General features: G+C 64.7%; 25 protein-coding genes and 1 pseudogene. 17 read left to right on the top strand and 9 right to left on the bottom strand.

All coding sequences use genetic code 11. The annotated features are described in order from the left end of the window. Positions 1-75: 75 nt before the first annotated feature. From ACFU5V_RS04050 to ACFU5V_RS04035, 4 genes are read left to right on the top strand one after another with little or no spacing between them, the layout of a single operon-like run. Complete coding sequence (locus ACFU5V_RS04050) at positions 76-1,665, top strand: bifunctional 3-(3-hydroxy-phenyl)propionate/3-hydroxycinnamic acid hydroxylase (RefSeq protein WP_378697062.1); 1,590 nt, start codon at positions 76-78, stop codon at positions 1,663-1,665. A gap of 11 nt (positions 1,666-1,676) precedes the next feature. Continuing rightward, positions 1,677-2,516, top strand: a complete 840-nt coding sequence (locus tag ACFU5V_RS04045; RefSeq protein WP_378697571.1) for an alpha/beta fold hydrolase — start codon at positions 1,677-1,679, stop codon at positions 2,514-2,516. A 25-nt stretch (positions 2,517-2,541) separates the two neighbouring features. Then, on the top strand, positions 2,542-3,558 hold the full coding sequence (locus ACFU5V_RS04040; RefSeq protein ID WP_378697060.1) for a VOC family protein: 1,017 nt from the start codon (positions 2,542-2,544) through the stop codon (positions 3,556-3,558). A 53-nt stretch (positions 3,559-3,611) separates the two neighbouring features. Beyond that, complete coding sequence (locus tag ACFU5V_RS04035; protein ID WP_378697058.1) at positions 3,612-4,742, top strand: amidohydrolase family protein; 1,131 nt, start codon at positions 3,612-3,614, stop codon at positions 4,740-4,742. A 51-nt stretch (positions 4,743-4,793) separates the two neighbouring features. Here ACFU5V_RS04035 and ACFU5V_RS04030 read toward each other — a convergent pair whose 3' ends face one another. Then, entirely contained in the window at positions 4,794-5,846 is a 1,053-nt protein-coding gene (locus ACFU5V_RS04030) for an Ldh family oxidoreductase (protein WP_378697056.1), read from the bottom strand. Positions 5,847-5,931: 85 nt separating this feature from the next. Between ACFU5V_RS04030 and ACFU5V_RS04025 the strand changes: the two genes are divergently transcribed. The 7 genes and pseudogenes from ACFU5V_RS04025 to ACFU5V_RS03995 all read left to right on the top strand — a co-directional run bounded on the left by ACFU5V_RS04025 (position 5,932) and on the right by ACFU5V_RS03995 (position 9,910). Beyond that, entirely contained in the window at positions 5,932-6,252 is a 321-nt protein-coding gene (locus tag ACFU5V_RS04025; RefSeq protein WP_378697054.1) for a putative quinol monooxygenase, read from the top strand. 42 nt (positions 6,253-6,294) lie between these two features. After that, entirely contained in the window at positions 6,295-7,713 is a 1,419-nt protein-coding gene (locus ACFU5V_RS04020; RefSeq protein ID WP_378697052.1) for an NAD-dependent succinate-semialdehyde dehydrogenase, read from the top strand. Between the two features lie 45 nt (positions 7,714-7,758). After that, positions 7,759-8,223 carry a cupin domain-containing protein gene (locus ACFU5V_RS04015; protein ID WP_378697050.1) on the top strand — a complete coding sequence of 155 codons (465 nt, stop codon included), beginning with the start codon at positions 7,759-7,761 and terminating at the stop codon, positions 8,221-8,223. 36 nt (positions 8,224-8,259) lie between these two features. Beyond that, on the top strand, positions 8,260-8,577 hold the full coding sequence (locus ACFU5V_RS04010; RefSeq protein WP_378697048.1) for an antibiotic biosynthesis monooxygenase family protein: 318 nt from the start codon (positions 8,260-8,262) through the stop codon (positions 8,575-8,577). Further along, a complete protein-coding gene (locus tag ACFU5V_RS04005) occupies positions 8,574-8,738 on the top strand; it encodes a hypothetical protein (protein WP_378697046.1) in 165 nt (54 codons plus the stop codon). The genes ACFU5V_RS04010 and ACFU5V_RS04005 overlap by 4 nt, the downstream gene beginning before the upstream one ends. Next, positions 8,678-9,618 (top strand): annotated as a pseudogene (locus ACFU5V_RS04000) (lactonase family protein). The gene ACFU5V_RS04005 and the pseudogene ACFU5V_RS04000 overlap by 61 nt, the downstream one beginning before the upstream one ends. A 100-nt stretch (positions 9,619-9,718) precedes the next feature. After that, complete coding sequence (locus ACFU5V_RS03995; protein WP_378697044.1) at positions 9,719-9,910, top strand: hypothetical protein; 192 nt, start codon at positions 9,719-9,721, stop codon at positions 9,908-9,910. Between the two features lie 247 nt (positions 9,911-10,157). On the opposite strand, the gene ACFU5V_RS03990 is transcribed toward ACFU5V_RS03995, so the two are convergent. Both ACFU5V_RS03990 and ACFU5V_RS03985 read right to left on the bottom strand, forming a co-directional pair. Next, positions 10,158-10,562, bottom strand: coding sequence for a universal stress protein (locus ACFU5V_RS03990; RefSeq protein ID WP_378697042.1), 405 nt, complete (start codon positions 10,560-10,562; stop codon positions 10,158-10,160). Between the two features lie 14 nt (positions 10,563-10,576). Next, positions 10,577-11,989, bottom strand: a complete 1,413-nt coding sequence (locus ACFU5V_RS03985) for a CitMHS family transporter (RefSeq protein ID WP_378697040.1) — start codon at positions 11,987-11,989, stop codon at positions 10,577-10,579. A gap of 87 nt (positions 11,990-12,076) precedes the next feature. Between ACFU5V_RS03985 and ACFU5V_RS03980 the strand changes: the two genes are divergently transcribed. After that, the gene (locus ACFU5V_RS03980) at positions 12,077-12,775 is read left to right on the top strand and encodes a GntR family transcriptional regulator (RefSeq protein WP_378697038.1); all 699 of its coding nucleotides are present in this window, start codon (positions 12,077-12,079) and stop codon (positions 12,773-12,775) included. Between the two features lie 304 nt (positions 12,776-13,079). Continuing rightward, positions 13,080-14,105, top strand: a complete 1,026-nt coding sequence (locus tag ACFU5V_RS03975; RefSeq protein WP_378697036.1) for a LacI family DNA-binding transcriptional regulator — start codon at positions 13,080-13,082, stop codon at positions 14,103-14,105. Between the two features lie 198 nt (positions 14,106-14,303). Here ACFU5V_RS03975 and ACFU5V_RS03970 read toward each other — a convergent pair whose 3' ends face one another. From ACFU5V_RS03970 to ACFU5V_RS03945, 6 genes are all read right to left on the bottom strand, one after another. Then, a complete protein-coding gene (locus tag ACFU5V_RS03970; protein ID WP_378697034.1) occupies positions 14,304-15,089 on the bottom strand; it encodes an acetoin reductase in 786 nt (261 codons plus the stop codon). 306 nt (positions 15,090-15,395) lie between these two features. Beyond that, positions 15,396-15,713 (bottom strand): hypothetical protein, encoded by a 318-nt coding sequence (locus ACFU5V_RS03965; RefSeq protein ID WP_378697032.1) that lies wholly within the window; start codon positions 15,711-15,713, stop codon positions 15,396-15,398. A 16-nt stretch (positions 15,714-15,729) separates the two neighbouring features. Further along, positions 15,730-16,137 carry a cupin domain-containing protein gene (locus ACFU5V_RS03960; protein ID WP_218271209.1) on the bottom strand — a complete coding sequence of 136 codons (408 nt, stop codon included), beginning with the start codon at positions 16,135-16,137 and terminating at the stop codon, positions 15,730-15,732. A 34-nt stretch (positions 16,138-16,171) separates the two neighbouring features. After that, on the bottom strand, positions 16,172-17,224 hold the full coding sequence (locus ACFU5V_RS03955) for an ABC transporter permease (protein WP_378697030.1): 1,053 nt from the start codon (positions 17,222-17,224) through the stop codon (positions 16,172-16,174). Beyond that, a complete protein-coding gene (locus ACFU5V_RS03950) occupies positions 17,221-18,789 on the bottom strand; it encodes a sugar ABC transporter ATP-binding protein (protein WP_378697028.1) in 1,569 nt (522 codons plus the stop codon). Before ACFU5V_RS03950 ends, ACFU5V_RS03955 begins: the two co-directional genes overlap by 4 nt. Continuing rightward, positions 18,786-19,787: a sugar ABC transporter substrate-binding protein gene (locus ACFU5V_RS03945; protein WP_378697026.1), complete on the bottom strand. Its 1,002-nt coding sequence runs from the start codon at positions 19,785-19,787 to the stop codon at positions 18,786-18,788. Before ACFU5V_RS03945 ends, ACFU5V_RS03950 begins: the two co-directional genes overlap by 4 nt. An 863-nt stretch (positions 19,788-20,650) precedes the next feature. Here ACFU5V_RS03945 and ACFU5V_RS03940 point away from each other — a divergent pair. From ACFU5V_RS03940 to ACFU5V_RS03925, 4 genes are read left to right on the top strand one after another with little or no spacing between them, the layout of a single operon-like run. Then, positions 20,651-21,049, top strand: coding sequence for a nuclear transport factor 2 family protein (locus tag ACFU5V_RS03940; RefSeq protein WP_378697024.1), 399 nt, complete (start codon positions 20,651-20,653; stop codon positions 21,047-21,049). Further along, entirely contained in the window at positions 21,046-21,927 is an 882-nt protein-coding gene (locus tag ACFU5V_RS03935) for a dioxygenase (protein WP_378697022.1), read from the top strand. The genes ACFU5V_RS03940 and ACFU5V_RS03935 overlap by 4 nt, the downstream gene beginning before the upstream one ends. After that, positions 21,927-22,997: a maleylacetate reductase gene (locus ACFU5V_RS03930; protein WP_378697020.1), complete on the top strand. Its 1,071-nt coding sequence runs from the start codon at positions 21,927-21,929 to the stop codon at positions 22,995-22,997. Before ACFU5V_RS03935 ends, ACFU5V_RS03930 begins: the two co-directional genes overlap by 1 nt. Further along, positions 22,994-24,073: a zinc-binding dehydrogenase gene (locus tag ACFU5V_RS03925; protein ID WP_378697019.1), complete on the top strand. Its 1,080-nt coding sequence runs from the start codon at positions 22,994-22,996 to the stop codon at positions 24,071-24,073. Before ACFU5V_RS03930 ends, ACFU5V_RS03925 begins: the two co-directional genes overlap by 4 nt. Positions 24,074-24,183 lie beyond the last annotated feature (110 nt).

Raw genomic sequence — 24,183 nt, 5'->3', positions numbered from 1 at the left:
TACGGGAACAACCCCACGCTCGGCTCCGGCCCTTCCGGCCCTTCAGCCACCATCGACCCCACGAGAGGTCTCGACGTGACCGACCAACCGACCTATGACGTCGCCGTCATCGGCTACGGCCCCACCGGCGTGACGGCCGCCAACATCCTCGGCCATATGGGCCTCAGAGTGCTTGTCGTCGAACGGGACTCGGACATCTATTCCCGTGCTCGCGCCATCTCCACCGACGAGGAAGTGTTGCGGATCTGGCAGCACGTCGGTCTGGCGGATCGCCTCACCGCGGACATGCTCGCGGACAAACCGGTTGCCTTCGTCGACGCGGACGGCACGTCGTTCGCCGAGTTGAAGCCGATTTCACGCGGGTCGGGGCATCCGCCGCAGCAATTCATCTACCAGCCTGCGGTCGAACAAGTCTTGCGTGACGGGGTCGATCGCTTCCCCAACGTGGAGATACTCCTCGAGCACGAGTGTCTGCGCGTTCTCCAGACCGGCACGGACGTCGAATTGATGCTCGCCGACCTTCGACAGGATGTGTTCAAGCGCGTCCGCGCGTCATATGTGATCGCCGCGGACGGTGGTTCGAGTCCGACCCGTACCCAGCTCGGCATCGGTTACGAGGGCAAGACATACGGCGAGCGGTGGGTGGTCATCGACACCGAAGTGATCCGCGAATGGGACGGCCACGACCGACTCCGCTTCCACTGCAACCCCGCCCGACCGACCGTCGACTGCCCGACACCCCTCGGCCACCACCGCTGGGAGTTCCCCGTCCGCGACGGCGAGGACGAGAAGGAACTGGTCACCGACGCCGCGATCTGGCGGATACTCCACAACCAGGGCATCACGAGCAACGACGTGAAGATCCTGCGCGCCGTCGTCTACAGCCACCACGTGCGCTTCGCCGACCGGTGGCGAGTCGGCCGCGTGTTTCTCGCCGGCGACGCCGCCCACGCCATGCCGCCGTGGATCGGGCAGGGCATGTCGGCCGGGGTGCGCGACGCAGCGAACCTCTGCTGGAAACTCGGTGCCGTGCTGTCCGGTTCGCTGCCCGAATCGGTCCTCGACTCCTATCAGACCGAGCGCATGCCGCATGTGCGGGAAGTGACCAATCGGGCGGTCAAGACCGGCCGGCTCATCACCGAACGCCGGCCCGCCGTTGCGGCGCTGCGCAATCACTTCTTTCGCGCCGCGATGAAGGTTCCCCGCTTCCCCGACTGGCTGCGCGACAGCCGTTGGATTCCCGACGCGCGCTACCCCGCGGGTTTCATCGCGAACTCGGCGAACACGGCGGTCGGGTGGCAGATTCCGCAGCCGTGGGTTCTCGACGAGGAAGGCAACCGGGAACGCCTCGACGACGTGATCGGTGGGCAGTGGGCGATCGTGCACGTCGGTCCGGCCCGAGAGTGGCGCCCGTGGCGCACGGTGGGCGTTCCCCTCATAGAGGTGAAACCGGCAGGCGCGCCGCCCGGACCGAACGCGGTGGTCGACACCGACGGACTTCTCATCGCCTGGATGCGGGAGAAGGGCGTCACCGCCCTGGCGCTGCGGCCCGACGCCTTCGTCTACGCGGCCGAAGTCCCCCGCGACCCGCTGCCGCCGCCGCCCGCCGGACTCACCGTCAGCTCCCGACCAGGCCCATCCATCAACCCGAGGACTGCCCCGTGAACACCGAATCCATGACGACCACCACCTACCAGGTGAACGGCAAGGACATCTTCGTCGCCGAAGCCGGTGAGGGCCCTACCGTTCTCCTGCTGCACGGCGGTGGCCCCGGAGCGTCGGGAGTATCGAACTACTCCCGCAACATCGACGAACTCGCGAAGCATTTCCGGGTCGTCGTTCCGGACCTGCCCGGCTACGGTCGCTCCACCAAAGGCATCGACCAGAACGATCCGTTCGGATACCTCGCAGACTCGATCCGCGGGCTCCTCGACCGGCTCGGCATCGAGCGGGCGCATCTCGTCGGCAACTCCTACGGCGGCGCCTGCGCACTGCGCCTGGCACTCGACACCCCGGAGCGCGTCCACCGCATGGTGCTGATGGGTCCCGGCGGCGTCGGCACCACCCGCGGACTCCCCACCCCGGGTTTGCAGAACCTGCTGTCCTACTACGGCGGATCCGGCCCGTCCCGCGACAAGCTCGCGACGTTCATCCGCGAGTACCTGGTGTTCGACGGCAGCGCCGTCCCCGAGGAGATGATCGACACCCGCTACGAGTCGAGCATCGACCCGGACGTCGTCGCCGACCCACCTCTGCGCCGCCCGTCCGGCCCCCACGCGCTGCGGACCCTGTGGCGGATGGACTTCACCCGCGACAAGCGGCTGTCCACACTGCAGACACCCACCCTGGTCGTCTGGGGCGCCCGGGACAAGGTCAACAAACCCAGTGGCGGTCGGATGCTCGTCGAGACGATGCCGCACTGCGAACTGGTGGTGACCTCCGAGACCGGGCACTGGGTGCAGTGGGAACGCGCCGACCTGTTCAACGAAATCACCCGCCGCTTCCTGGGTGCCTGACCATCCCCTCGACGAGGAGTCGACCATGCCTCACTCTGTGACGTCACCGTCCGTGTTCGGAAACGTTCACCTCGGCTACATCGTCGTCGAGACCGAGAAGTTCGCCGACTGGCGGCGTTTCGGCAGGGACGCGATCGGAATGCACCTCGACGACCTCACCTCCGACGCGATGCGTTTCCGGCTCGACGAGAACGAATGCCGCTTCCTGCTCAGGCGTGGTCCCGCCGAGGACGTCACCGCACTGGGCTGGCACCTCGACGACCACACCTCCTTCGATCGGATCGTGGCGCGGGTGACCGGGCACGGGGTTCCCGTCACCTGGGGCACCGAGGAAGAAGCCGCTCTGCGCGGTGTCGAACGGCTGCTGCGGTTCCCCGGGCCCAACGGGCTGACCCAGGAGATCTACACCAAGGCCCACACCGGGCCGATGCCCCTCCACATGCACACCACCGGATTCGTCACCGGCGACGCCGGCATGGGCCACGTCGCGCTCACCTCGAAGAAGCCGCACCAGGTTCGCGGCTACTACGACACCGTCTTCGACGCTCGCCTCACCGACTACATCGACGAGACCATCAGTGGCGTGAAGCTCAAGATCCGGTTTCTCCGGGTCAACGAACGCCACCATTCCGTGGCGGTCGCCGCCGTGCAGAAGCTGCCCGTCAACCCGATCCGCACCCGCGTGCAGCACCTCAACATCCAGGTCGCCGAACTCGACGACATGACCAATTCCTATCTGCGCGTGAAAGAACTGGGCTTCGACATGGCCCTCGGCGTCGGGCAGCACACCAACGACCGCGAGCTGTCCTACTACGCCATGACTCCCTCCGGTTTCGAATGGGAGGTCGGCTGGAACCCGATCACCATCGATGAAGACACCTGGGAACCCACCACCCACCAAGGCATCAGCATCTGGGGGCACACACCTGTCGGTCAGACGATCATCGACAAACTCGCCCAATTCAAGCTCGGCGCCAGGTCCGTGGTCCGACGCGAGGACACCGTCCCGGCCCTCAGCGGCACCGGCATCCAAGACGACTGAACAAACCGGTCACCCACCACCGGCCGAGGCCACACACATTCGAGAAGGAAACTGTGACAGATCAACCGCCTAAGACCAATGGAACACTGCTGAGCCGCCGCAAGCTCCTCGGTGGTGTTGCCGCCGCAAGCGCGGCTGCCGCCATCGCTCCCCCCGCCGTTGCAGCGGCCGGGCCCGCCGCGCACCGCCGAGAAGCGGCACCCACCGGGACCTACCGCATCGACATGCACGCGCACTTCCTTCCTCCCGAGTATCGCGCATCACTCCTGGCGCATGGACACTTCACCATCGGTGGATACCCCACCCCCGACTGGTCCCCCGAATCGGCAATAGACTTCATGGACCGCTACGGAATCCAGGCGCAGGCACTGTCGGTGTCGGACCCCGGGGTCGAATTCCTCTCCGGCACAGAAGCGGCAGAGATGGCGCGCTACTGCAACACCTACGCCGCCGATCTGTTCACGCAGTATCCCACCCGATTCGGCGGCCTCGCCGTTCTACCGATGCACGACATCCCCACCGCGCTCCGGGAACTCGAGTACGCGCTCGACACCCTCCACCTCGACGGCGTTGTCTTACTCTCGGCCTACGACGGAGCCTACCTCGGCGATCCCCGATTCGAACCATTGATGCTCGCCCTCAATGCCCGTTCGGCATATGTGTTCGTCCACCCCGCGGCAATTCCCGCCGACGCGAAACCTGAACTTCCCCTGCCTGACTTCCTCGAAGAATTTACTTTCGACACCACTCGCGCGGCGACGCTCCTCATCGCCGGCGGCACCCTCGCCCGCTACCCGAGTATCCGATTCCAGCTAGCTCACGCCGGTGGCACTCTTCCATTCCTCGCCCACCGGATCGGGATCGCGTCACAAACTCCCCTCGGCGATATCTGGCCCGCCGGAACACCCAAGCCGTCGATCCTCGACGTCGCCAAACACATCAACAACTTCTATTACGACACCGCACTGAGCCCGGCCCCCTCCGCAATGCGCAGCGTCCTCGCGGTCGGGCAGAAAGAACGCATCGTCTTCGGCAGCGACTGGCCGTTCAGCGCGACCACCCTCACAGGTTCTGGGGACCCACAACCCGAACTCAGCGAGACGTTCAGTGCCGGCGATCGTGTCCTGATCGAGCGCGAGAACGCACTACGCGAACTCCCCCGGCTCGCGTCGGTCTTGGATTGATGCGCTCGCACCCGATGGCAAGGCCGATCCGCTATCGGTATCGCGCGTGAATCAGAAGTCCGCGGTGATCCCGACCTGGGCGCCGAGGGTTTCGAGGTCCGTGCGGGTCTGGTCGGGCAGTACGACGCCGCCGGCGTCGAGGTTGCGGTGCTCGGCGCGGTCTTCGAGTTCGCCGGGATAGAAGATCTCCTCGGCGCCCTCGGCGAGGGCGGTGTTCTTGACCTCGTCGATGAGTTCGCCGACCGAGTCGAGGTAGGCGGTGGTCGTGCCCATGGCGGCGACGTCGATGGCGATGAACAGATGTCCTGCACCGCTGACCTTGTCGGCCTCGTATGGTCCGCGGACGCGGGATCCCGTGCGGCTTCCGGTGAGGGCGCCGGAGAGGATGTCCATCATGAACGTGATGGCGTAACCCTTGTGTCCGGCCATGGGGAGAATGACACCGTCGATGGCGGCGGCCGGGTCGGTGGTGACGCGCCCGGCCGAATCCATGGCCCAGGTTGACGGAATCTCCTCGGCGCGGTTGCGGGCGAGGTAGATCTTGCCGCGGGCGACGGCGGTGTTGGCGATGTCGACGGCCACGACGCCCGAGCCGGAGGGGGCCGGGGCGGCGATCGACCACGGGTTGGTGCCGAGGACCTTTTCGCGGCCGCCCCACGGCGCCATCGCCGGGCTGGCGTTGGTGGTCAGAATCGACACGCACCCGTCCTGGGCGGCGCGCCGGGTGTAGTACATCGCGGTGCCGAAGTGGTTGGAGTTGCGTACTCCGACCACACCGACGCCGTGCTCGCGGGCACGGGCAACGGCCTCGCGGCGAGCCGTTTCGGTGAGGACCTGCCCGATGCCGGCGCGGCCGTCGAGCAGTAGCAGAGCGCCGCCGTCGACCAGGGTTTCCGGGCTGGTCACCGTGGTCATCGCGCCAGTCTGCAGGCGGGCCGCGTACCAGGGCAGGCGGAGAACACCGTGGGACTGGTGTCCCCACAGGTCGGCCTGCACCAGGCTGTCGAGAACCAGGGCCGCGTCGTCGCCAGGCACGCCGATCTTCTCCAGTACCTCGCAGCCGAAGGCGGTCAGAGCCTCGGGCTTCACGCGGACGTCGTTCATGTCAGTTCCCCGTTCCTATTCGATACGATTCGGTATACACTATGACATACCTAAGGGGATTCAGGAAAGAGTTCAAAGGAGAACCATGCTCAGTCTGATCGTGTCGGTGCAGGTCAAGCCCGAAAAGCGGGAGAGGTTCCTGGAGGTGATCGCCGACAATGCGGCGCGGTCGGTGCGGGACGAACCGGGGTGCCTGCGCTTCGATGTCGTCGAGCATGCCGAGGAGCCCAACCACTTCTTCTTCTACGAGCTCTACCGGGACACCGAGGCGTTCGCCGAACACAAGACGGCCCCGCACTTCGCCGACTGGCGGGCCGGCGCGGACGAATGCCTGGTCCCCGGCAGCCAAGTCAACACCTTCGCCGAGGTGCTCGTCAGTGAATCCGATGCGACCGCGCATGCCTGAGCCCGCCGCTTCCACCCGTCCCGTCGTTCGAAGGACCCGTTCATGACTGCCACCATCACCACCATCAACCCCGCCACCGGGCAACCGCTGGACACGTACGAGGCGATGTCACCGGAGCGCATCGATGCCCTCGTCGACGCCGCAGCGACCGCGCAGAAGCAGTGGGCGACCGAGGAGTTCAAGACCCGTGGCGAAATCCTGCGGTCCGCGGCCACCGTCCTGCGGGAGCGGTCAGAGGAGCTGGCCCGGCTGGTGACCCGGGAGATGGGCAAACCATTGGCCGAGTCCCGCGCCGAGGTCGACAAGTGCGCGATCGGCCTCGAGTTCTACGCCGACAACGCCGCCACCTTCCTCGCCGACGAGGACTACGCCACCTCCGCCGATCGCAGCTGGGTCTCCTACGAGCCGGTCGGGATCGTGCTGGCGATCATGCCGTGGAATTTCCCGCTCTGGCAGGTGTTCCGGTTCGCCGCGCCCGCCCTGATGGCCGGCAACGCCGCCCTGCTCAAGCACTCGCCCAACACCACCGGGAGCGCCCTGGCCTGTCAGGACATTCTGCTCGCGGCGGGTCTCCCCGCCGGGTTGTTCACCACCGTGCTGATCGCCGAACCCGACGTGCCCGCCGTCACCGAGAGACTGATCGCCGACCCGCGGATCGGGGCGGTGACCATCACGGGCAGTGAACGCGCGGGCAGCGCGGTCGGCTCCATCGCCGGCCGGGAGATCAAGAAGTCGGTCCTCGAGCTCGGCGGATCCGATCCGTTCGTGATTCTCGCCGACGCCGACCTTCCCCGTGTGGCCGCGCTCGCCGCGCGGGGACGGTTCCTCAACAACGGGCAGAGCTGCATCTCCCCGAAACGGTTCATCGTCGACGCCGCCGTTGCCGAGGAGTTCACCCGCCTGTTCGTCGAGAACGTCGGTCGGCTGCAGGTCGGCGACCCGGAAACCGATGGCACCGATGTCGGGCCGATGGCCCGCAGGGATCTGCTCGAGGGCATCGACCGGCAGGTTCAGTCCGCGGTCGCCGCCGGGGCCACCGTCCTGCACGGCGGGCACCCGCTCGAGGGCACCGACGGGTTCTTCTACGCCCCCACCGTTCTGGCCGACGTCCAGCCGGGCATGTCGGTCTACGCCGAGGAGACCTTCGGGCCGGTCGCCACGATCATCACCGTCGACGGGCCCGACGAGGCGGTACGGGTGGCCAACGACACCCCGTTCGGGCTCGGCGCCAGCGTCTGGGGCACCGACCTCGAGGCTGCCATCGCCGTCGGCCGGCGCATCGAGTCCGGGGCGTGCTTCATCAACTCCGTCGTGGCCTCCGACGCCCGGATGCCATTCGGGGGCACCAAACGCTCCGGCTACGGCCGCGAACTCGCCGCTCCCGGAATCCGCGAATTCGTCAATATCCGCACCTGGTGGGCGATGAACGAACCCGGTGCCCAGGCCCCGGTCTCCGAATAGCCCACAGTTCCCAAACACCCTAGTAATCAAGGAGTTTTGCTTCTCATGACCACCACCGCCGACCCCACCGCCTTGGCCGTCTCCGCTCAGCTGCGAGACGGACGCAACGCCGCCGTGCTGCGCTCCTCCGAGATCACCCCACGCCAGCGCGGCGGCGGCGCCCGCACCATCCCGCTGGTCTCCCAGCAGGTCGGTGGCAAGGACTTCCTCAACGGCATCACCATGTTCGGTCCCGGCGCCGCGATCCCCGAGCACTTCCACAACTGCGACGAGTCCGTGCTCATCATCCGCGGCTCCGCGGTCGCACACATCGACGGCGCCGAGCACCCCGTCACCGTCGGCGACAACTCGTTCATCCCCGCCGGGATCCCGCACTTCTTCCGCAACGCCTCCGACACGGACGAGCTGCACATCTTCTGGACCTACGCCTCCGTGGACGCGAACCGGACCATCGTCGCCACCGGTGCGACCACCCGCATCGACGAGGAACACGGCACCAACCTCGCCTGACCGCCCCCATCCGGCTCCGCGAAAGGACCCCCGATCATGGTGTGGGAGATCGCCCGCCTCGACATACACGAGGACCACAACAAGGCCTTCGAAGCCGCACTCACCGAGGCGGTTCCCCTGTTCGCCCGCGCGCACGGGTGCCGCGGCATGCAGGTCCAGCACAGTACCGAGCACCCGCAGCGGTACTACCTGATCGTCGACTGGAACACCCTCGAAGACCACACCGTCCGGTTCCGCGAATCCGACGACTTCGCCCGATGGCGCGGTCTGGTCGGTGAGCACTTCGCGCTACCCCCGGTCGTCGAACACACCGATCGTCTCGACGTCGGATTCACCGCGGAGCCGGTTCGGTGACCAGCGTGCGGTTGAGTCGGCGGTCGTTCCTGGCCGCCGGAGGCGGGGCGGTGGCCGTGGCGGCGGTCGCCGTCGGCGCGGGTATGGGCGCGGCGGGGGCGTGGCCGCTCGGATCGAGTGGCGACGGGGGCCCGGAGCGGGCGATGTTCGCCTACGTCTGATCACCGATCGGGCCGCGACCACCCTCCATTCGGTCGAAGGCGACGGCAACCGCGTCACCTCCTTCCGGATCGACTGCGGCACAGGGCATCTCACCGAACTCGGCACCGTCGACACCGGCGGCACCAACGGAGTGCACCTGGCCCTCTCCCCCGACGAGACACGGCTGGTCGTCGCCAACTACGCCACCGGGTCGATCGCGGTCTTTCCCCGCGCCGCCGACGGCACCCTCGGCGAGCGATCGCAACTGGTGCAGCTGACCGGCACGCCCGGGCCGCTGCCGGAAGACCACAAGGGGCCCCAACCGCATCAGGTGCTGTTCGACCCGACCGGCTGCACCGACTCGGCTACGACGTGGCGGCCGGGACGCTGTCGGCGCTCGGCGATCCAGTGCTCACGCTGCCGGGTACCGGACCGCGGCATCTGGCCTATCACCCATATCTGCCGGCGTTCTACCTGGTCGACGAGCTGTCCTCGCAGGTCACCGTCTACCACTACGACCAGCAGACCGCCGCCGTCACCGCCGGCGCGTCCGTGTCGACGTTGCCGGCCGGCTTCGAGGGAGAATCCACCGCCGCGGCGATCGTGATCAGCCGCGACGGCCGATTCGTCCACGTCTCGAACCGGGGGCACGATTCGGTCGCCTCGTTCGGCATCACCCCGGTCGGATCCCTGATGCCTCCGGCCCTGACCGGCACCGAGGGGCACCAGCCGCGATTCATGACCCTCGATCCCGCGGGCGGGACCTTGTATGTGGCGAACCAGAAGGGCGACAAAATCGTTCTGTTCGCCCTCGATCCCGTGACGGGGCAACTGGACCGTCGCGGGGAGCCGATCGCCACCGGCACGCCGTCGTGCATCACTTTCGTCGACGTTCCGTGAGCACCTACCGAAAGGACTCGCGAGCACACATGCCTACCCCCGATCCCTCCCGCATCGCGCTCGCGCGAACCTGGCCGCTCGCGGCCGCCGCCGATCCTGCGTGATCGCGGGCGCGACGTCGAGCGGCGGGGCGATGCCGGCCAAGACCGAGCACGACATCGACTGGGCCGAGACCGTCATCGCCCGTCTCGGTGCGGACGGCGCGCACGTCACCGACGGCAGCGACCGACCGAAACTTGTCCGTGCCCTGGGTATCCGACAGCTCGTGACCGCCTACGCCACCGACGCCTGAATACCAGTCCGCCGCGCGGCCCGAACCGACATTCACCCGCGCGCCGGACCTTCCCCGCAGCGTGCCGTCCGCACCACCTCCTGGTGCGGGCGGCACGCTTCCCTTCTCGGTCTCCGTGCCACGCTTCCCGACGGTCGGCGTTCGCGGGGACCCTGAGTGCTTATCCGATGCCGGCGCGCAGACGGCCACGGTGGGTGAGATCGCGTGATGCGTTCTCACCCACCGTGGCCGGGGAATTGGATGTCGGCTAGGCGGGTTCCTTGACGCCCACCACCGGGCAGGGCGCGTCGAGCAGGATGCGCTGGGTGTGGCTGCCGAGCAGCAGCTTCATTGCCGCCGATCGACGGCGCAATCCGAGTGCGACGAGGTCGGCGCCGGTATCGGTGGCCAGGGTGACGACCTGGTCCGCGAGATCGCTTTCGGCGGAGTGCAGTTCGTACTTCACGCCGGCATCCTGCAGCCGCTGGCGCGCCTGCGCGGCGAGTGCCGGGGAGGTGTAGTTGGGACTGGCCGGTGAATCTGCACCGCCGGCCATCACGATGTGCACCGTCACCGCCGCGGGGTCGTCGGCGAACTTTCCGGCGGTGTCGAGCGTCCAGTCCAGGGCACTGTGGCTTTCCGGGCGATCGGTGAGCAAGACGACGAAGTTCATGGCGGGATTCCGTCCTATCCGGGATATGCGGCGAAGAGGATGCCGACGACGAGCATGACCAAACCGACCAGGGAAGCGCGCCAGATCGCCTTCTTCTGGTGGTCACCGAGTTCCACCTTGGCCAGGCCCACCAGCAGCAGGAACGAGGCGACCAGGGGGCTGGAGGTGTGCAGGGGCTGTCCGATGATCGCGGCGCGGGCCATCTCCTCGGGGGCGATGCCATAGTGCGAGGCCGTCTCGTTGAGCACCGGGAGAACACCGAAGAAGAAGGCGTCGTTGCTCATGAAGAACGTCAGCGGCAGGCTCAACAGGCCGGCGACGATGGCCAGGTGCGGGCCGAAACTGGTCGGGATGATCTCGACGAGCCACTGGGCCATGGCCTCGACCATTCCGGTTCCCGACAGCACCCCGGTGAGCACCGACGCGGCGAAGACCAGCGCCACCACCGACACCACGCTCGACGCGTGCGACTTGAGCTGATCGGCCTGCTCCGACACCCGGGGAAAATCGATGATCAACGCGATACCGACGCCGAGCATCAGGATCACCGGCGGCGCGAGAGTGCCGAGCACGAGCAGCGTCATCACCGCGGCGGTCAACGCGAAGTTGATCCACACCAGCTTAGGGCGGGCCTTCGGCCTCTCGAGGTGATCACCGATCTCGGGCAGTTCCGCGAAGTCGGAGACGTCGTCGCCACCAGTGGCCGGGCGTGCCGGTCCACTCGCGGCGTTGTCGGAGCCTGGGGTCTTGCCCGCGCCACCGGAGGAACCCACCAGGGCCGCTTCCTCCACCGATTCGGAGTCGAGGGTGAGCAGACCGACCCGCTTGCGTTCGCTGCGACCGAGGAAGTACGCGAGCACCAGCACCGCCACAAGGCCAGCCGCGATCGACGGAATCATCGGGACGAAGATCTCGATCGGCGAGACATTCAGCGCGGCCGCCGCCCGGGCGGTCGACCCGCCCCACGGCACGGTGTTCAGCACGCCGTTCGCGGTCGCCGCGACCACGGTCAGCACAACCGGGCTCATCCGCAGTTTGAGATAGATCGGCAGGAACGCCGAGGTCACGATGATGAACGTGGTGGAGCCATCCCCGTCCAGTGACACGATCGACGTCAGCAAGGCCGTACCGACGACCAGTTTCATCGGGTCGTTGCGAACGAACTTGAGGATCAGCCGGATCAGCGGGTCGAACAACCCGACGTCGATCATGATCCCGAAGAAGGTGATCGCGAAGAACAGCAACGCGGCCGTGGGGGCGAGCTTGAGCAGCGCCTCCATGATCATGTCACTGAAACCCATTCCCGCACCGGCGAAAAGGGCGAACACGGTCGGTACGACGATAAGGGCCGCGACCGGAGTGATGCGCTTGCTCATGATCAGGTACATGAATACCGCGATCATCGAGAAGCCGAGTATGACAAGCATCGGACTTCCTCCGTTGTAGTGGTGTACATCACTGTATACCGTATGGAGCGCCATGGCGAGTCCCATGTTGTTCGTTATGATGCACACATGGCGGCCGACAGCAAGAGCGAGCAGGTATACGCGCAGCTCAGAGAGAGCATCCTCGACGGGACCTTGCGTCCCGGAGAGTCCCTCAGCGTGATCAGCATCGGCGAGCGCTTCTCCGCTTCACGCACTCCGGTGCGTCGCGCGCTGGTGCAACTCGAGGCCGAAGGGCTGGTCTCGCTCGTCGACCGGCAGGGGGTCCGCGTCGCGCCGATCTCCATTCAGGGGGTGCGGGACCTGTTCGAGCTGCGGATGTTGCTCGAAGCGGCAGCGGTACGGATGGTCGCCGACACCATCGACTCGGTTCCCGCGGCACGACAGGCCTTCACGGAGATCCTCGACGGACTCGACCCTCTCGCGGACCAGGCGCCGTCCGACCAGCGACGGGACCGGTTCTACGAGCTCGCCGAGGCATTCGACCAGGCCGTCATCGCGCACACCCGCAACGAGCACCTCGCCCGCTCCATCGCCGAGTTACGCCCCCACAGCGCCCGACTGCGCATCATCGCGCACTCACGCCCCCAGCGCCTCGACACCTCCCTCGCCGAGCACCGGACCATGTGCCGGGCAATCCTCGCCGGCGACGGTGACGCCGCGGCCAACGCATGCACTGGTCACCTCGCCGAAACCCAGCGGACAATCCTCGATGCCGTAATCAATCCCGTCGGATCAGGCGTGCCCGTCCAGTTGATCACTGCCTGAGCTGAGATGATGCGGACCCGCGGCCACTCGCTAGCCGATGGCACCATCGACTTATGCCATGCCGGCAAATGCAAGCGATCGCATTCACAGCCCTCGCAATCGGCGGGTTTGAGGCCTCATCAAGGCGCATTAGGCGTCAGATGTCCACCAATGGCCTGAGGTAACACATTTTAGCCGGGTGCGCGGCGAGACTGCCGCACCTTGCTCGAATTTGTGCAAGCGCTTACATTTCGGTATACTGCGACTACGTCAGGGAAGTCTCCTGGGCGATCCTCAGCGGAAGGCGGAGTCTATGCGGGCGCGATTGGACGACGTCGCGAAATTGGCAAACGTGCACCCTGCCACCGTTTCGAGGGCTCTGAACGTGCGGACCCAGAACAAAGTGAGCCGAGAAACGCTCGAACGCGTCATGCGCGCCGTCGAGGAACTCGACTACCGGCCCAACACCATGGCGCGCAGCTTGGCCAGCGCTCGAAGTTCGACGATCGGTGTCGTCATTGGAGACCTGGCGGTCCCGCTCTTTGCGCACATGATCCGCGGAATCGATGATGCAACCAGCGCCGCTGGATATACCGCCCTGATCGTCAACACCGACAACGACATCGAACGTGAGCGGCGACATCTGCACACACTGGAAGAGCGCCGAGTGGACGGCCTCATCGTGACCACCTCGACGCTGGGCGACACGGACGACCCTCATCGTTTTTCGCGAGTCGCTCCAGTCGTGAATTTGCTTCGCAGTTCGGGCGACCCGCAAGTCGGTCAAGTGATCAGCAACGATGCGATGGGCATGACGCAGATCATCGATCATCTACTCGAACTGGGCCACAGACGGATCGCCCTCGTCGCTGGTCCACCGCAGGTCAGCACTGCCCTCGCACGTTTGCGTGGATACCGCAACGCGATGATGGAGAATGGGCTCGACATCGATCAGAATTTGATCGTGACCATCGATCACATCGATACCGCGCAAGGCAGGAAAGCCGCTGCTCACCTACTCGACAACACCAATGCGACGGCTATCGTCGGGTTCAACGATATGGTCACTTTCGGTGTCATGCAGGAGATGCGCGCACGGGGGTGTAAGTGTCCGCAGGATATCAGCGTCGTCGGATACAGCGATGTCCCGGCGGCGGAGCTGGTCGCACCGGCATTGACCACAGTGGCCGTCAATCACTACGAAATGGGCGTCGAGGCCGCCAAGATGATGATGGATCTGCTCGACAAGCCGGATTCCTACGTACCCCGGTCCGTCGAACTTCCGGTGCATCTCGTTGTTCGCGAGACTACCGGCACCGTCGCACCTGGAGGCATGTCCTCGGTGCAGTAGTCGTTCGGACTCGACCCCTTCACTGCATGTGTACTCGTGCTGTGTCACGCGCACATCAGCAAGGCATCATCTCGGGGCAGGTGAGTGGCGTGAGGTACGCGATCTTCGAAGGGAGCGACGTCCGAAACGCCGCGTCCCTTCGAAGATCTGACGTCGTGTCCACCGAGTACGTTCGGTCCCGACCCGGTCCTCGATGGTTCAGTTGAACAACATGCCACCATCGACCAGGGGCGACTGACCCGTCATGTAGTCCGAATCGGGTCCTGCAAGGAATGCGACGAGACCAGCAACGTCGTCCGGCGTGGACGGGCGGCCCAGTGCAGCAGCATGGGCTTGGTTGCGGAAGGACTCACCGACCGCGACACCGTTGCGGTCGGCCAAGATACGGTCGATCTCGTCCCACATATCGGTCCCGACCGTGCCCGGGCTGTAGCCGTTGACGGTGATTCCGTATTGCGCATATTCCTGGGCAGCTGCCTGGGTCAGGGCGCGCACGGCAAATTTCGTCGAGGAATAGACCCCGAATACCGGCTGCCCGAGGAAGGCCGCGATCGAACATGCGTTGATAATCTTCCCGCGGATACCGCGCTCGATGAAACTTGCTGCCGCCGCCTGAATCCCCCAGAGCACCCCGCCGATGTTGATTCGCGTAATCCGTTCGAGGTCGTCGGGTCTGACTTCGAGCAGCGGAAGGACCTGAGCGATGCCGGCGTTGTTGATCATGATGTCGAAGCCGCCCAGGGCGGTCTCGATCTCCGCCACAGCCGCATGCAGCTGATCACGATCGCTGACGTCGCAGGTCGCGGTGCGAGCACCGACTCCGAAGGCGCGGATCTTGTCCGCGACCGACTCGGCTTTGCTCGTGTCCAGATCGATGATGCCGATCGAAGCGCCGTCCTGTGCAAGTCTCAGGGCGATGGCCTCACCGATGCCCTGTCCGGCTCCGGTGATGATGGCGACTTTGCCCGTCAGCACTTCGCTCATTGTGCTTCTCCTCTACTTTTCAGTGGTTTCAGTCGGTACTTGCTGGTGAAATACTCGAGGTAGTGCTTGCTGTTCGTGACCGCGGGATTCGTGAGTTACTTGATGTTCAGCCGTAGTCCGCCGGGTCACGGGTGTATCGAGGTAGGTCCTTCTCAGGCGAGCAGGTCTCTGCTGTCTGGCCGCTTTGTCCGAAGCGCGGTGCGCTGTGCCGCCTAACGGCCGGAGGGGTGCCATCACCGTATGGTGATCGCACCCCTCGTTCCCCGGGAGGCGTGTCGACGTCCCGGTGCGAATCATGACTGCGGGCTAGTCGACGTTCATCTCGATGTGCAGCAAGGACACATCGGATGAGGCTGCGATGGACACACGTCCGGTCTTGGGAATGGCGAATGCGCTCTGTCGTTCCAGCTCGAATACCTTCCCGTCACCGTTGGTGAGGGTGGCGGTGCCGTCGATGACGAACCCAGCGTGTTCCACGGTGTCGGATGCCAGTTCGAGGGTGTCTCCGGTGGCAATGGAATCCACTCGGATGTCTACCCACGGGCCGGCCATGACTTCGCTGATGTTGCTCGGTTCGCGGTAGAGGTTTACGAACTTCTTGTTGGTGGTTGTTGACCCTGTCATGGTTTCAGCCTTTCGCTCAGTTGACGACTTCACTCGGACGGTAGCCGGGCAGGCGCTCGACAATTGACGGCGGAAGCGCTTCGACGACAATGAATTCGAGTTCGTCCTCGCCGATGTTCTCGATCGAGTGGCGGCCGTTGAGTGGGGTCATGATGAGGTCGCCCGGCCCTACTTCGCGGGTCTCGTCGTCCAGCTTCATCAATCCGCGACCGCTGACGATGAAGTAGATTTCCTCGGTGCGAGTGTGAATGTGTTCACCGATGAGTCCGCCGACCTCGACACGGTTGTGTTCGAAGGAATCCCAGTCGGCGTGGAGCATCAGTCCGGTTACGAACCTCTTCCACTTGTCGACTCCCCGGCCGCCGTGCAGGCCGTGCAGCTCGCTCGGGGACCCGGTGTTCGAAATGACCAGAGGACTTGTCACTAGATTTCCTTTCTTCGTTTTCTGGCAGGGGGTTCTACACCGATCGCCGGTGTTCTCGTTGGCTGGCGAATCGGTTGACCACGAGGGCCGCGAGGATGATGAATCCGTACGTCGCTTGCACCCAGTAGCTCGGAACACGGGAGAGGGTGAGGATGTTGTCGACCATGCCCAGGATGATCACACCGAGGAAGGCGCCGATCATCGATCCTTTGCCGCCGTTGAGGCTGATGCCGCCGATCACGGCTGCGGCGAAGACGGTGAAGATCAGGCCGTCACCCTGATTGGATGTCGCCGAAGCGATCCGTCCGGTGAGCATGAAGCCTGCGAAGGCTGCGATGAGGGCTCCGGTGACGAACACCGCGATCGTCATGCGGGTGGTACGGATGCCGGCGGCTTCCGCAGCAGCCTCGTTGCCGCCCATTGCGTACAGTCGGCGTCCGATGGGGTGGTTGCGCATGATCAGCCACGCGAGCGCGAAGATCAGAACGAACAGCCAGACCTGTACGGAAATGCCCAGGACGCTGGTGCGTCCGAGCCACAGCAGCGGCGTGGGCAAGCCACTGAGCGTTTGGCCGGCCGAGACACCCATGGTGATGCCTCGCAGGAAGATCAGCATTGCCAGCGTCACCATGAAGGCGTTGAGCTTCAGCTTTGCCACCAGATACCCGTTGAGCAGTCCGATCAGTCCCGCTATTACGAATCCGATGGCGATCGTGGCAACGGCGGGCAGTTCGATACCGAGGCCTCCCAGAGCCGACGGAACACTGAGCCACGCGGCGATCATCGGGATGAATCCGACGATCGATTCCAGTGAGAGGTCGAAGTAACCCGAGATCAAAATGATGCTCTCGGCCACCACGACCACGCCGAGGACGGCGGAGTTGACCAACACGTTGTTGAGCAGGTTGTTCACCGTCAAGAACTGCGGCGACAAGATGAAGCCCAGCACCATGACTACCAATATCGCCGGTAGGAGGGACAGCTCGCGCAGCGCACTGCTGTTGCGGATCTTTGCCCATGCAGTCGGCTGGGGTGGTTCCGGATGAGTTGCCGGCCGGGCTTTCGCGCCTTCAACGCTGGTGGTCATGACGAACTCCTAGTTTCATCTGGAGAGGAAAACTCGTTGGTGAGTGAGGGCGCGTCCGCGCCTTGGACGGCGGCGACCAGATCGTCCTCGGAAAAGCCCCCGATGAACTCACGAACTACCCGGCCTTTGCGCAGGGCGAAAACTCTGTCGCAGATATCGAGATCGTCGTCGTCGCCGCTGACGACGATCAGCGCTTTCCCTTCGCGGGTCAGCTCGGTGAGGGTGTCGTAAATCGACTGCTTGGCTGCGACGTCGACCCCAGCTGTGGGGTTGATGATGACCAGCGTGTGCGGTTCGGATGCCAGCGCACGGGCGAGGACGACCTTTTGCTGATTTCCACCCGAAAGCTGTTCTGCCGGCTGGCTGGGTGAACTGGCCACAATCGTCCATTCGTCGGACAGTTTCCGATAGATCCCGCGACGTTTGTCGGTATCGACGAACCCGGTCCGCTTCTTGATCCTGTGAAGGATCGTCAGCGTGGCGTTCTCCTCGACCGACAGTTCGGGCACGTAGCCGTCGATGTGGCGGTCCTCGGGCACGAAGCCGATTCCAGCGTCGATCGCTTGCGCGGGAACACTTTTCAGTGCCTTTCCGCGTTGGAGGATCCGGCCTCGATCGGGGCGAATGTGCCCTGCTATCGCCCGCCCGATGTGGACATGGCCGGCTCCATCGAGTCCGGTCAACCCCACGCACTCCCCCGGGCGTACCGAGAGGTCGAAGCCGTGGACTCGATTGTCGATGTGCAGGTCTTCGATCTCGAGTAGTGCGGCACCGGACTTCGAGCCCGTCGTATGGCCGTTCGCCCGTGCCCTGTCCTTCGAGGGTGCTGCGGCATCGTCGCCGGTGCTGCCGGTCATGGACGCGATGAGTGAGTTCATCGTGAGATCACTCATCGGGCATGACATGACATCGGTCCCGTCTCGAAGAACGGTGACGCTGTCGCAGATGGCGAAGATCTCTTCGAGGTGATGGGAGACGTACAGCACGGTCACGCCATCGCTCTTGAGGGTTTCGATCTGCCGGAAGAGCTCGGTCGCTCCTGCACCGTCGAGTCCCGCGGTGGGCTCGTCGAGGAGCAGAATCCGAGGGCCACGAGAGAGTGCGCGGCAGATCTCGACGATCTTCTTCTCGATCGGCTCGAGGTCGCAGACGAGTTTCTCGGCGAGCTGCGGGTTGCCCCATCGCCTCAGGAGGTCCCGGGCGACGGTGTTGATGGTCTTCCAGTCGACGAATCCCAAGTGTGTCTTCGGCTGGGCTCCCATGGTGATGTTCTCCGCCACGGTCAGGTCGGGAACCAGGGTGCTCTTCTGGTACACGCACGCAACGGCATCACCCGCGGTCTCGTTCTGGAGCCCACCGAAGGTCAGCGTCCCCGTATCCGCGTGCACCAAACCGGTCAGCACTGCGATCAACGTGGATTTGCCGGCGCCGTTGCGGCCCAACAATGCGTGGCATTCGCCGCGCCGAACCTGCAGCGACGCACCGCGCAGCGCCCGGGTCGACCCGAAGGTCTTGGTGATGTTCGTGGCTTCGATCGCGTAATCGGTTGATACGGCCGCACTCATGACTGGTTCCCCCACAGTGAGGAGTCATCGACGTTGGCCGTGGTCACCACCGGAGCGGGGAGCATGTCGGCCAGATTGCCCTTGTACTCGACGATGGTGCTGGCGTGATCGGTCGGACCGGGCTGGTACTGCTTGCCGGCCAGCGCGTCCCTGAGGTACTGGACTGCATACTTTCCGTACAGATCAACAGGCTGTGAAACGACCGCGTCGACGTAGCCGTCGCGGACTCCCTGCAGGGCCTCCTTCGTACCGTCGATTGTCACCAACGGAACATGGCCGGCCGTTCCCACCGGTTGCAGCTTGCCCATGTCGGACATGACGTTCTTGACGCCGTTGTACATCACGGAATCACTTGCCAAGAACACCCCGTCGAAATCCTGGGTGGACAACGTGGTTTGCGCGACATCGACAGCCTGGTCGGTCTTCCACTTCGCATCGCGGGAAACGACCTCGACTCCCGGGAACCGCGAGGACATGCACTCGTTGAATCCCTGATTCCTGTCGAACCCAGACGAGGTACCGAGGTCTCCGTGAATCTCCAGTACTCGGCCCTTCCCACCGGTGATCGCGCCGAGCTGCTCGCACACGCTGCGCCCCATCGCAACGTTGTCGGCGCGGATGTTCATGTAGATGTCACCGCCGTTGCCGGCGATGTCGACCGTGATGACAGGGGCGTTCTTGGCGTTGGCCGCCTCGATCGCGGGAACAATCGCATCACTGTCGGACGGGAACATCACCAGTCCCTGCACGCCCTGGGTGAGCAGCGTGTTGATATCAGTGATCTGCTTGCCCGGATCGCTCTGCGCGTCGGTGGCGGGCAGCATCGAAAGGCCGCTGCCGTCCGCGTTCGCCTGAGACTCGACGGCCTTGACCAGGCCGGAGTTGAAAGGAGAGTCGAGGAACCCGGCGGAGAAACCAACAGAGGTGCCGCCGTTGTCACCGCCTCTCCCACAACCAGTCAGCGCGAGCACACCCGTGAGGGCGAGCGCAGCACCCACAGTGACGTGGCGAATTGCCATGGGGGATCTCCTAGTGGAAGGTGAATCTGGATGTATCCGCAGAATTGGTGTGCGGATAGGGGTCATGAGCCGGTGCAGTCCGTTGTCTCGACGGGCAGACGCGGCTCTCGGGTCCGCTCTGAGCTGCCTGGCTGAGTCGATACGCATGTCGTTGATCGCAGAAGTCGTGACCGAGTAGGGCGAAAACGCTGTCCGCTGCGGCCTCGGTTCTCCAGACGATCAGTCAGTTCGCACCGCGGTGCCGCACTGTTTTCGCTGAACGTCTTCGTCCACACACTGGCCTGTGACATACCCTTCTCCATTTCGCGCTAAGTGCTACAGATCACTTGCAAGCGCTCGCCTAAGAGTGCCCCATGCGAGCGCTTGCTGTCAACCGGCGCATCGACAGATGCGGAAGAAAATGGATCTGAACAGCGCAAATAACGTACTTGGCCCGACACACTTCGCTGATTGAAGCGATGTCTCGACCACTTTTCAGCAAGCGATCGCATGGATTTGCGCTGGTCCAAGAAGACGAAATCCGCAACTCGGATACCTTTCCGGCGTCGTGAGGGGCGACCCCAGAGACCACATCACCCTGCGGCGAGATTGATTCGAATCCAATCAGAGAAGCCCATGCATGCTGGCCAGAGGACTTATCCGACTGCCGGTGCAGTGCCTGACGGCGGCTGCGAGCAAGTATGCGGTAGTTGACAGCAAGCGCTTGCAAAGCCAAGATTGTGCGAGCGCTTGCAGAGAGGTGCAGCACATGAGCGTTGGCACCGCCACACCATCACCTCGTTTACGCAGACCCTCGACCACACCGGTCGGCTGCCGGGACCCGTTCGACAGGAGAATGCACGATGACCACCACCTTCGCAGATCGCGACGACCTCGTGGCCAATGAGAACATCAGGTACCAGGCAGCGGTGGCCGGCGATACGGACACACTTCGCCGCCTTGCACACCCCGCACTGACCTACGCCCACTCCGATGGTCGACGGGACACGCTGGACGAGTACCTCACCAAATTGGCTACGGGTGCTCTGCGGTATCACTCGATCGACCACCCGGTCTCGGACGTCCTCGTCACCGGTGACACCGCCGTGGTCGTGGGCCACATGCGAGCACACCTGACGGTGGGTGGCCGCGAGAAGAGCATCGACAACTCGTGCATTGCGGTGTGGGTTCGTCAGGACGGGCGCTGGCTCTTGCTGGCCTATCAACCCACCCCCCGTGCGACTGCAGGAGCCGGAAAATGACTCGCGACACGCAACGCCTGGACGCCCTCGCCCAGGAGGTTTACGCCAGTTTCGAGGACACGCCCAATGCGCGTCTGCAAGAAATTCTTCGCGGACTGACCCGGCACCTGCACGACTTCGTGGCCGAGGTCGACCTGTCGTTCGAGGAGTGGGAAGCGGCGATCGACTTCCTGACCAGAACCGGACAGAAGTGCGACGAGGTACGTCAGGAATTCATTCTCCTCTCGGACGTGCTCGGCGTGTCGATGCTGGTGGAAACCCTCAACGACATCGAGACACCGGACGCCACCGACTCCACGGTGCTCGGGCCGTTCCACATGGTCGACTCCCCCGTACGAGAGCTCGGCGAGAACATCTCCCCCGTCAGCGACGGACAACTGTGTGTAGTGCACGGCACCGTCCGTGACGAGCAGGGACAACCCGTTGCACATGCCGTCGTCGACGTCTGGCAAGCCGACACCCACGGTTTCTACGACGTGCAACAACCGGACGAGCAGCCACAGGGCAATGGTCGCGGGCTGCTCACCGCGGACGAGGACGGCAAGTTCTACTTCACCTCCGTCGTTCCGGCGTACTACCCGATTCCGACAGACGGTCCGGTAGGTGAGTTGCTTCATGCGACCAACCGGCACCCGTATCGCCCCGCGCACATCCACTTCATCGTTGCTGCACCGGGTTTCCGGGAATTGACCACCCACATCTTCATCGGAGGCAGCGACTACCTCGACTCGGATGCTGTTTTCGCGGTCAAGGATTCACTTGTCCGGGAATTCGCCCCACGCGAGGACGGCACCGCCAACCCGTGCGGGGTGACAGGGGCATTCGTCGAAGCGCAGATCGACATCACATTGCACAAAGAAGGCGGAGACAACCACTGATGCATTCTTTCGCATACGAAGCTCAACCGATGCGCGTCCGCTTCGGGGCCGGTGCCATCGACGAACTGGCCGATGAGCTCACTGCCATCGGAGCAACGAAGGCGGTGGTGATCACCACCCCCGAGCAACGGGAACTCGGCGAACGAGTCAACAGGCTTCTCGGTGCAGCGGGACTGGGGGTCTATCCGCACGCCACGATGCATGTGCCGGCCTCGATCATCGATGATGCGCTTGCGTTCATCCGCGGCGCCGGAGCCGACGCCGTGCTGTGCGCCGGTGGCGGGTCGACCACCGGACTCGGCAAGGCCCTCGCCCTGCGATCGGATCTGCCGATCATCGCAGTGCCGACGACGTATGCGGGATCGGAGATGACCCCGATCTGGGGGATCACCGATGACGGTGTCAAGCGCACCGGACGTGACGAGCGGGTGCTGCCGCGGTCGGTGATCTACGATCCGGAACTGACTGTCGGTTTGCCCGTGGCCATTTCGGTGACCAGCGGCCTCAATGCCGTCGCGCACGCAGTCGAGGGACTGTACGCACCGGATGCGTCACCGATCATTTCCCTGATGGCGGCCGAAGGCGTCGACAAAATGCTCGACGCGTTGCCCGCCGTGGTCACCGATCCTGCAGATCTCGACGCCCGCGCCGATGCCCTCTACGCGGCATGGCTGTGCGGGGCAACTCTGGGTGCGACCACGATGGGCCTCCATCACAAGCTCTGTCACATTCTGGGCGGATCGTTCAACCTGCCCCATGCGGAAACACACGCCGTCGTGCTCCCGTACGTCATGGCCTACAACCTGACCGCCGCGCCGGCCGCGCGCGAAGCACTTCAACGCGCCACCGGGTCCTCGGATCCGGGCACTGCCGTGGCGAAGCTGGGCAGAGATCTCGGGGTTCCGGCTTCACTGTCGGAACTGGGCATGCCCGAGGACGGAATCGCCGAAGTCGTTCGTCAAGCGGTGGACAGCCCATACAGCAATCCACGTGAGGTCACCGAGGCCGACCTGCGCGGATTGCTCACGGCGGCCTACGCGGGCGACGACCCGAGCGGCGACTACCGATGACATCGCTTTCTGCGCCCGCCGCGGCGGCGACCGGGCTGACGCTCAGCGTGGACATGCTCGACGGGGCCGTCACACCGTTCGTCCATCGCCGCGCACCCCGATCGATGGGACCACGAGATCTCGTCGTGCGGCTGGCGTTCGTCGGGATCTGCGGCACCGACGCCGAGATTCTGCACGGCCGTATGCCCGAGACCTTCCGCATCACCTATCCACACTCGCTCGGACACGAATGGTCGGGCATCGTCGAGGCAATCGGCGCCGAGGTGACCGAATTCCGGCCCGGGGATCGGGTTCTCGGGCATGGTCACCTCGGTGGCAACGACTGGTTCGGTGTCACCCACGACGGAGCGGCAGCCGAAGTCTTCACCGTTCCCGCCGACTTGTGCTTTCACGTGCCCCCGACCACCAGCATGCTCAGCGCCGCCGTGATCGAGCCCTTCGCATGCGTACTGCAGGCCCTCACCACGATCGGTGGGGTCAGCGCCGCCGACACCGTCCACATCCACGGTCTCGGCGCGATCGGACTCAACGCCCTCATGCAATCGCGGCACTCGGGTGCACAGGTGATCGTGTTCGACCCCAGCCCCATCCGTCGCCAGCGAGCACTCGAGTTGGGGGCAACCGGTGCGCTCGACCCCACCTCGGGGACGATTCCCGAACTGGCGGACATCGGTGGTCGCCCCTATGCCGATCTGGTCATCGAAGCATCAGGCAATCCCATCGCCCAGGCGAATGCGCTGGAAGGCGCCGATGTGGGCGGGCGCATCCTGCTGATGGGGGTCTCCCGACCCACCCCGGTGCCGGCACGCCTGGGCCTGATCCAGGAACGCGACCTGACAGTGAGGACATCGGTCGGGGCGCCCGCCGCGATCTGGCCTGCCGCCATCCGCTACGTCGGACACAGCCGACTCGACCTGTCGGCCATCGTGTCCGCGGTGTTCCCGCTCTCCGCCGGTGTCGAAGCACTCGCCGCCGCACAGGACACCCGATCACACGTCAAAGTGATGCTCGCACCCGATAGTGACCTGCACGAAGGACGTTCTCCGGCCTTGGCCCCAGCCGCCCGCGAAATATAGTTGCTTGCGCCGCATATAAGTCTGTGCAATCATTTGACGGGCGTATGCAACTATCCGTCGCCCGGGTTCCCTGGCACCGATGCCGACCCGCGACTCGACGCCCATGCCTC

Source organism: Rhodococcus sp. NPDC057529 (assembly GCF_042802055.1).
In the GTDB taxonomy this organism is placed as follows: Bacteria; Actinomycetota; Actinomycetes; order Mycobacteriales; family Mycobacteriaceae; genus Rhodococcus_F.
The sequence above is the reverse complement of the archived record's forward strand: the minus strand, read 5'-3'. Positions and strand labels throughout refer to the sequence as shown.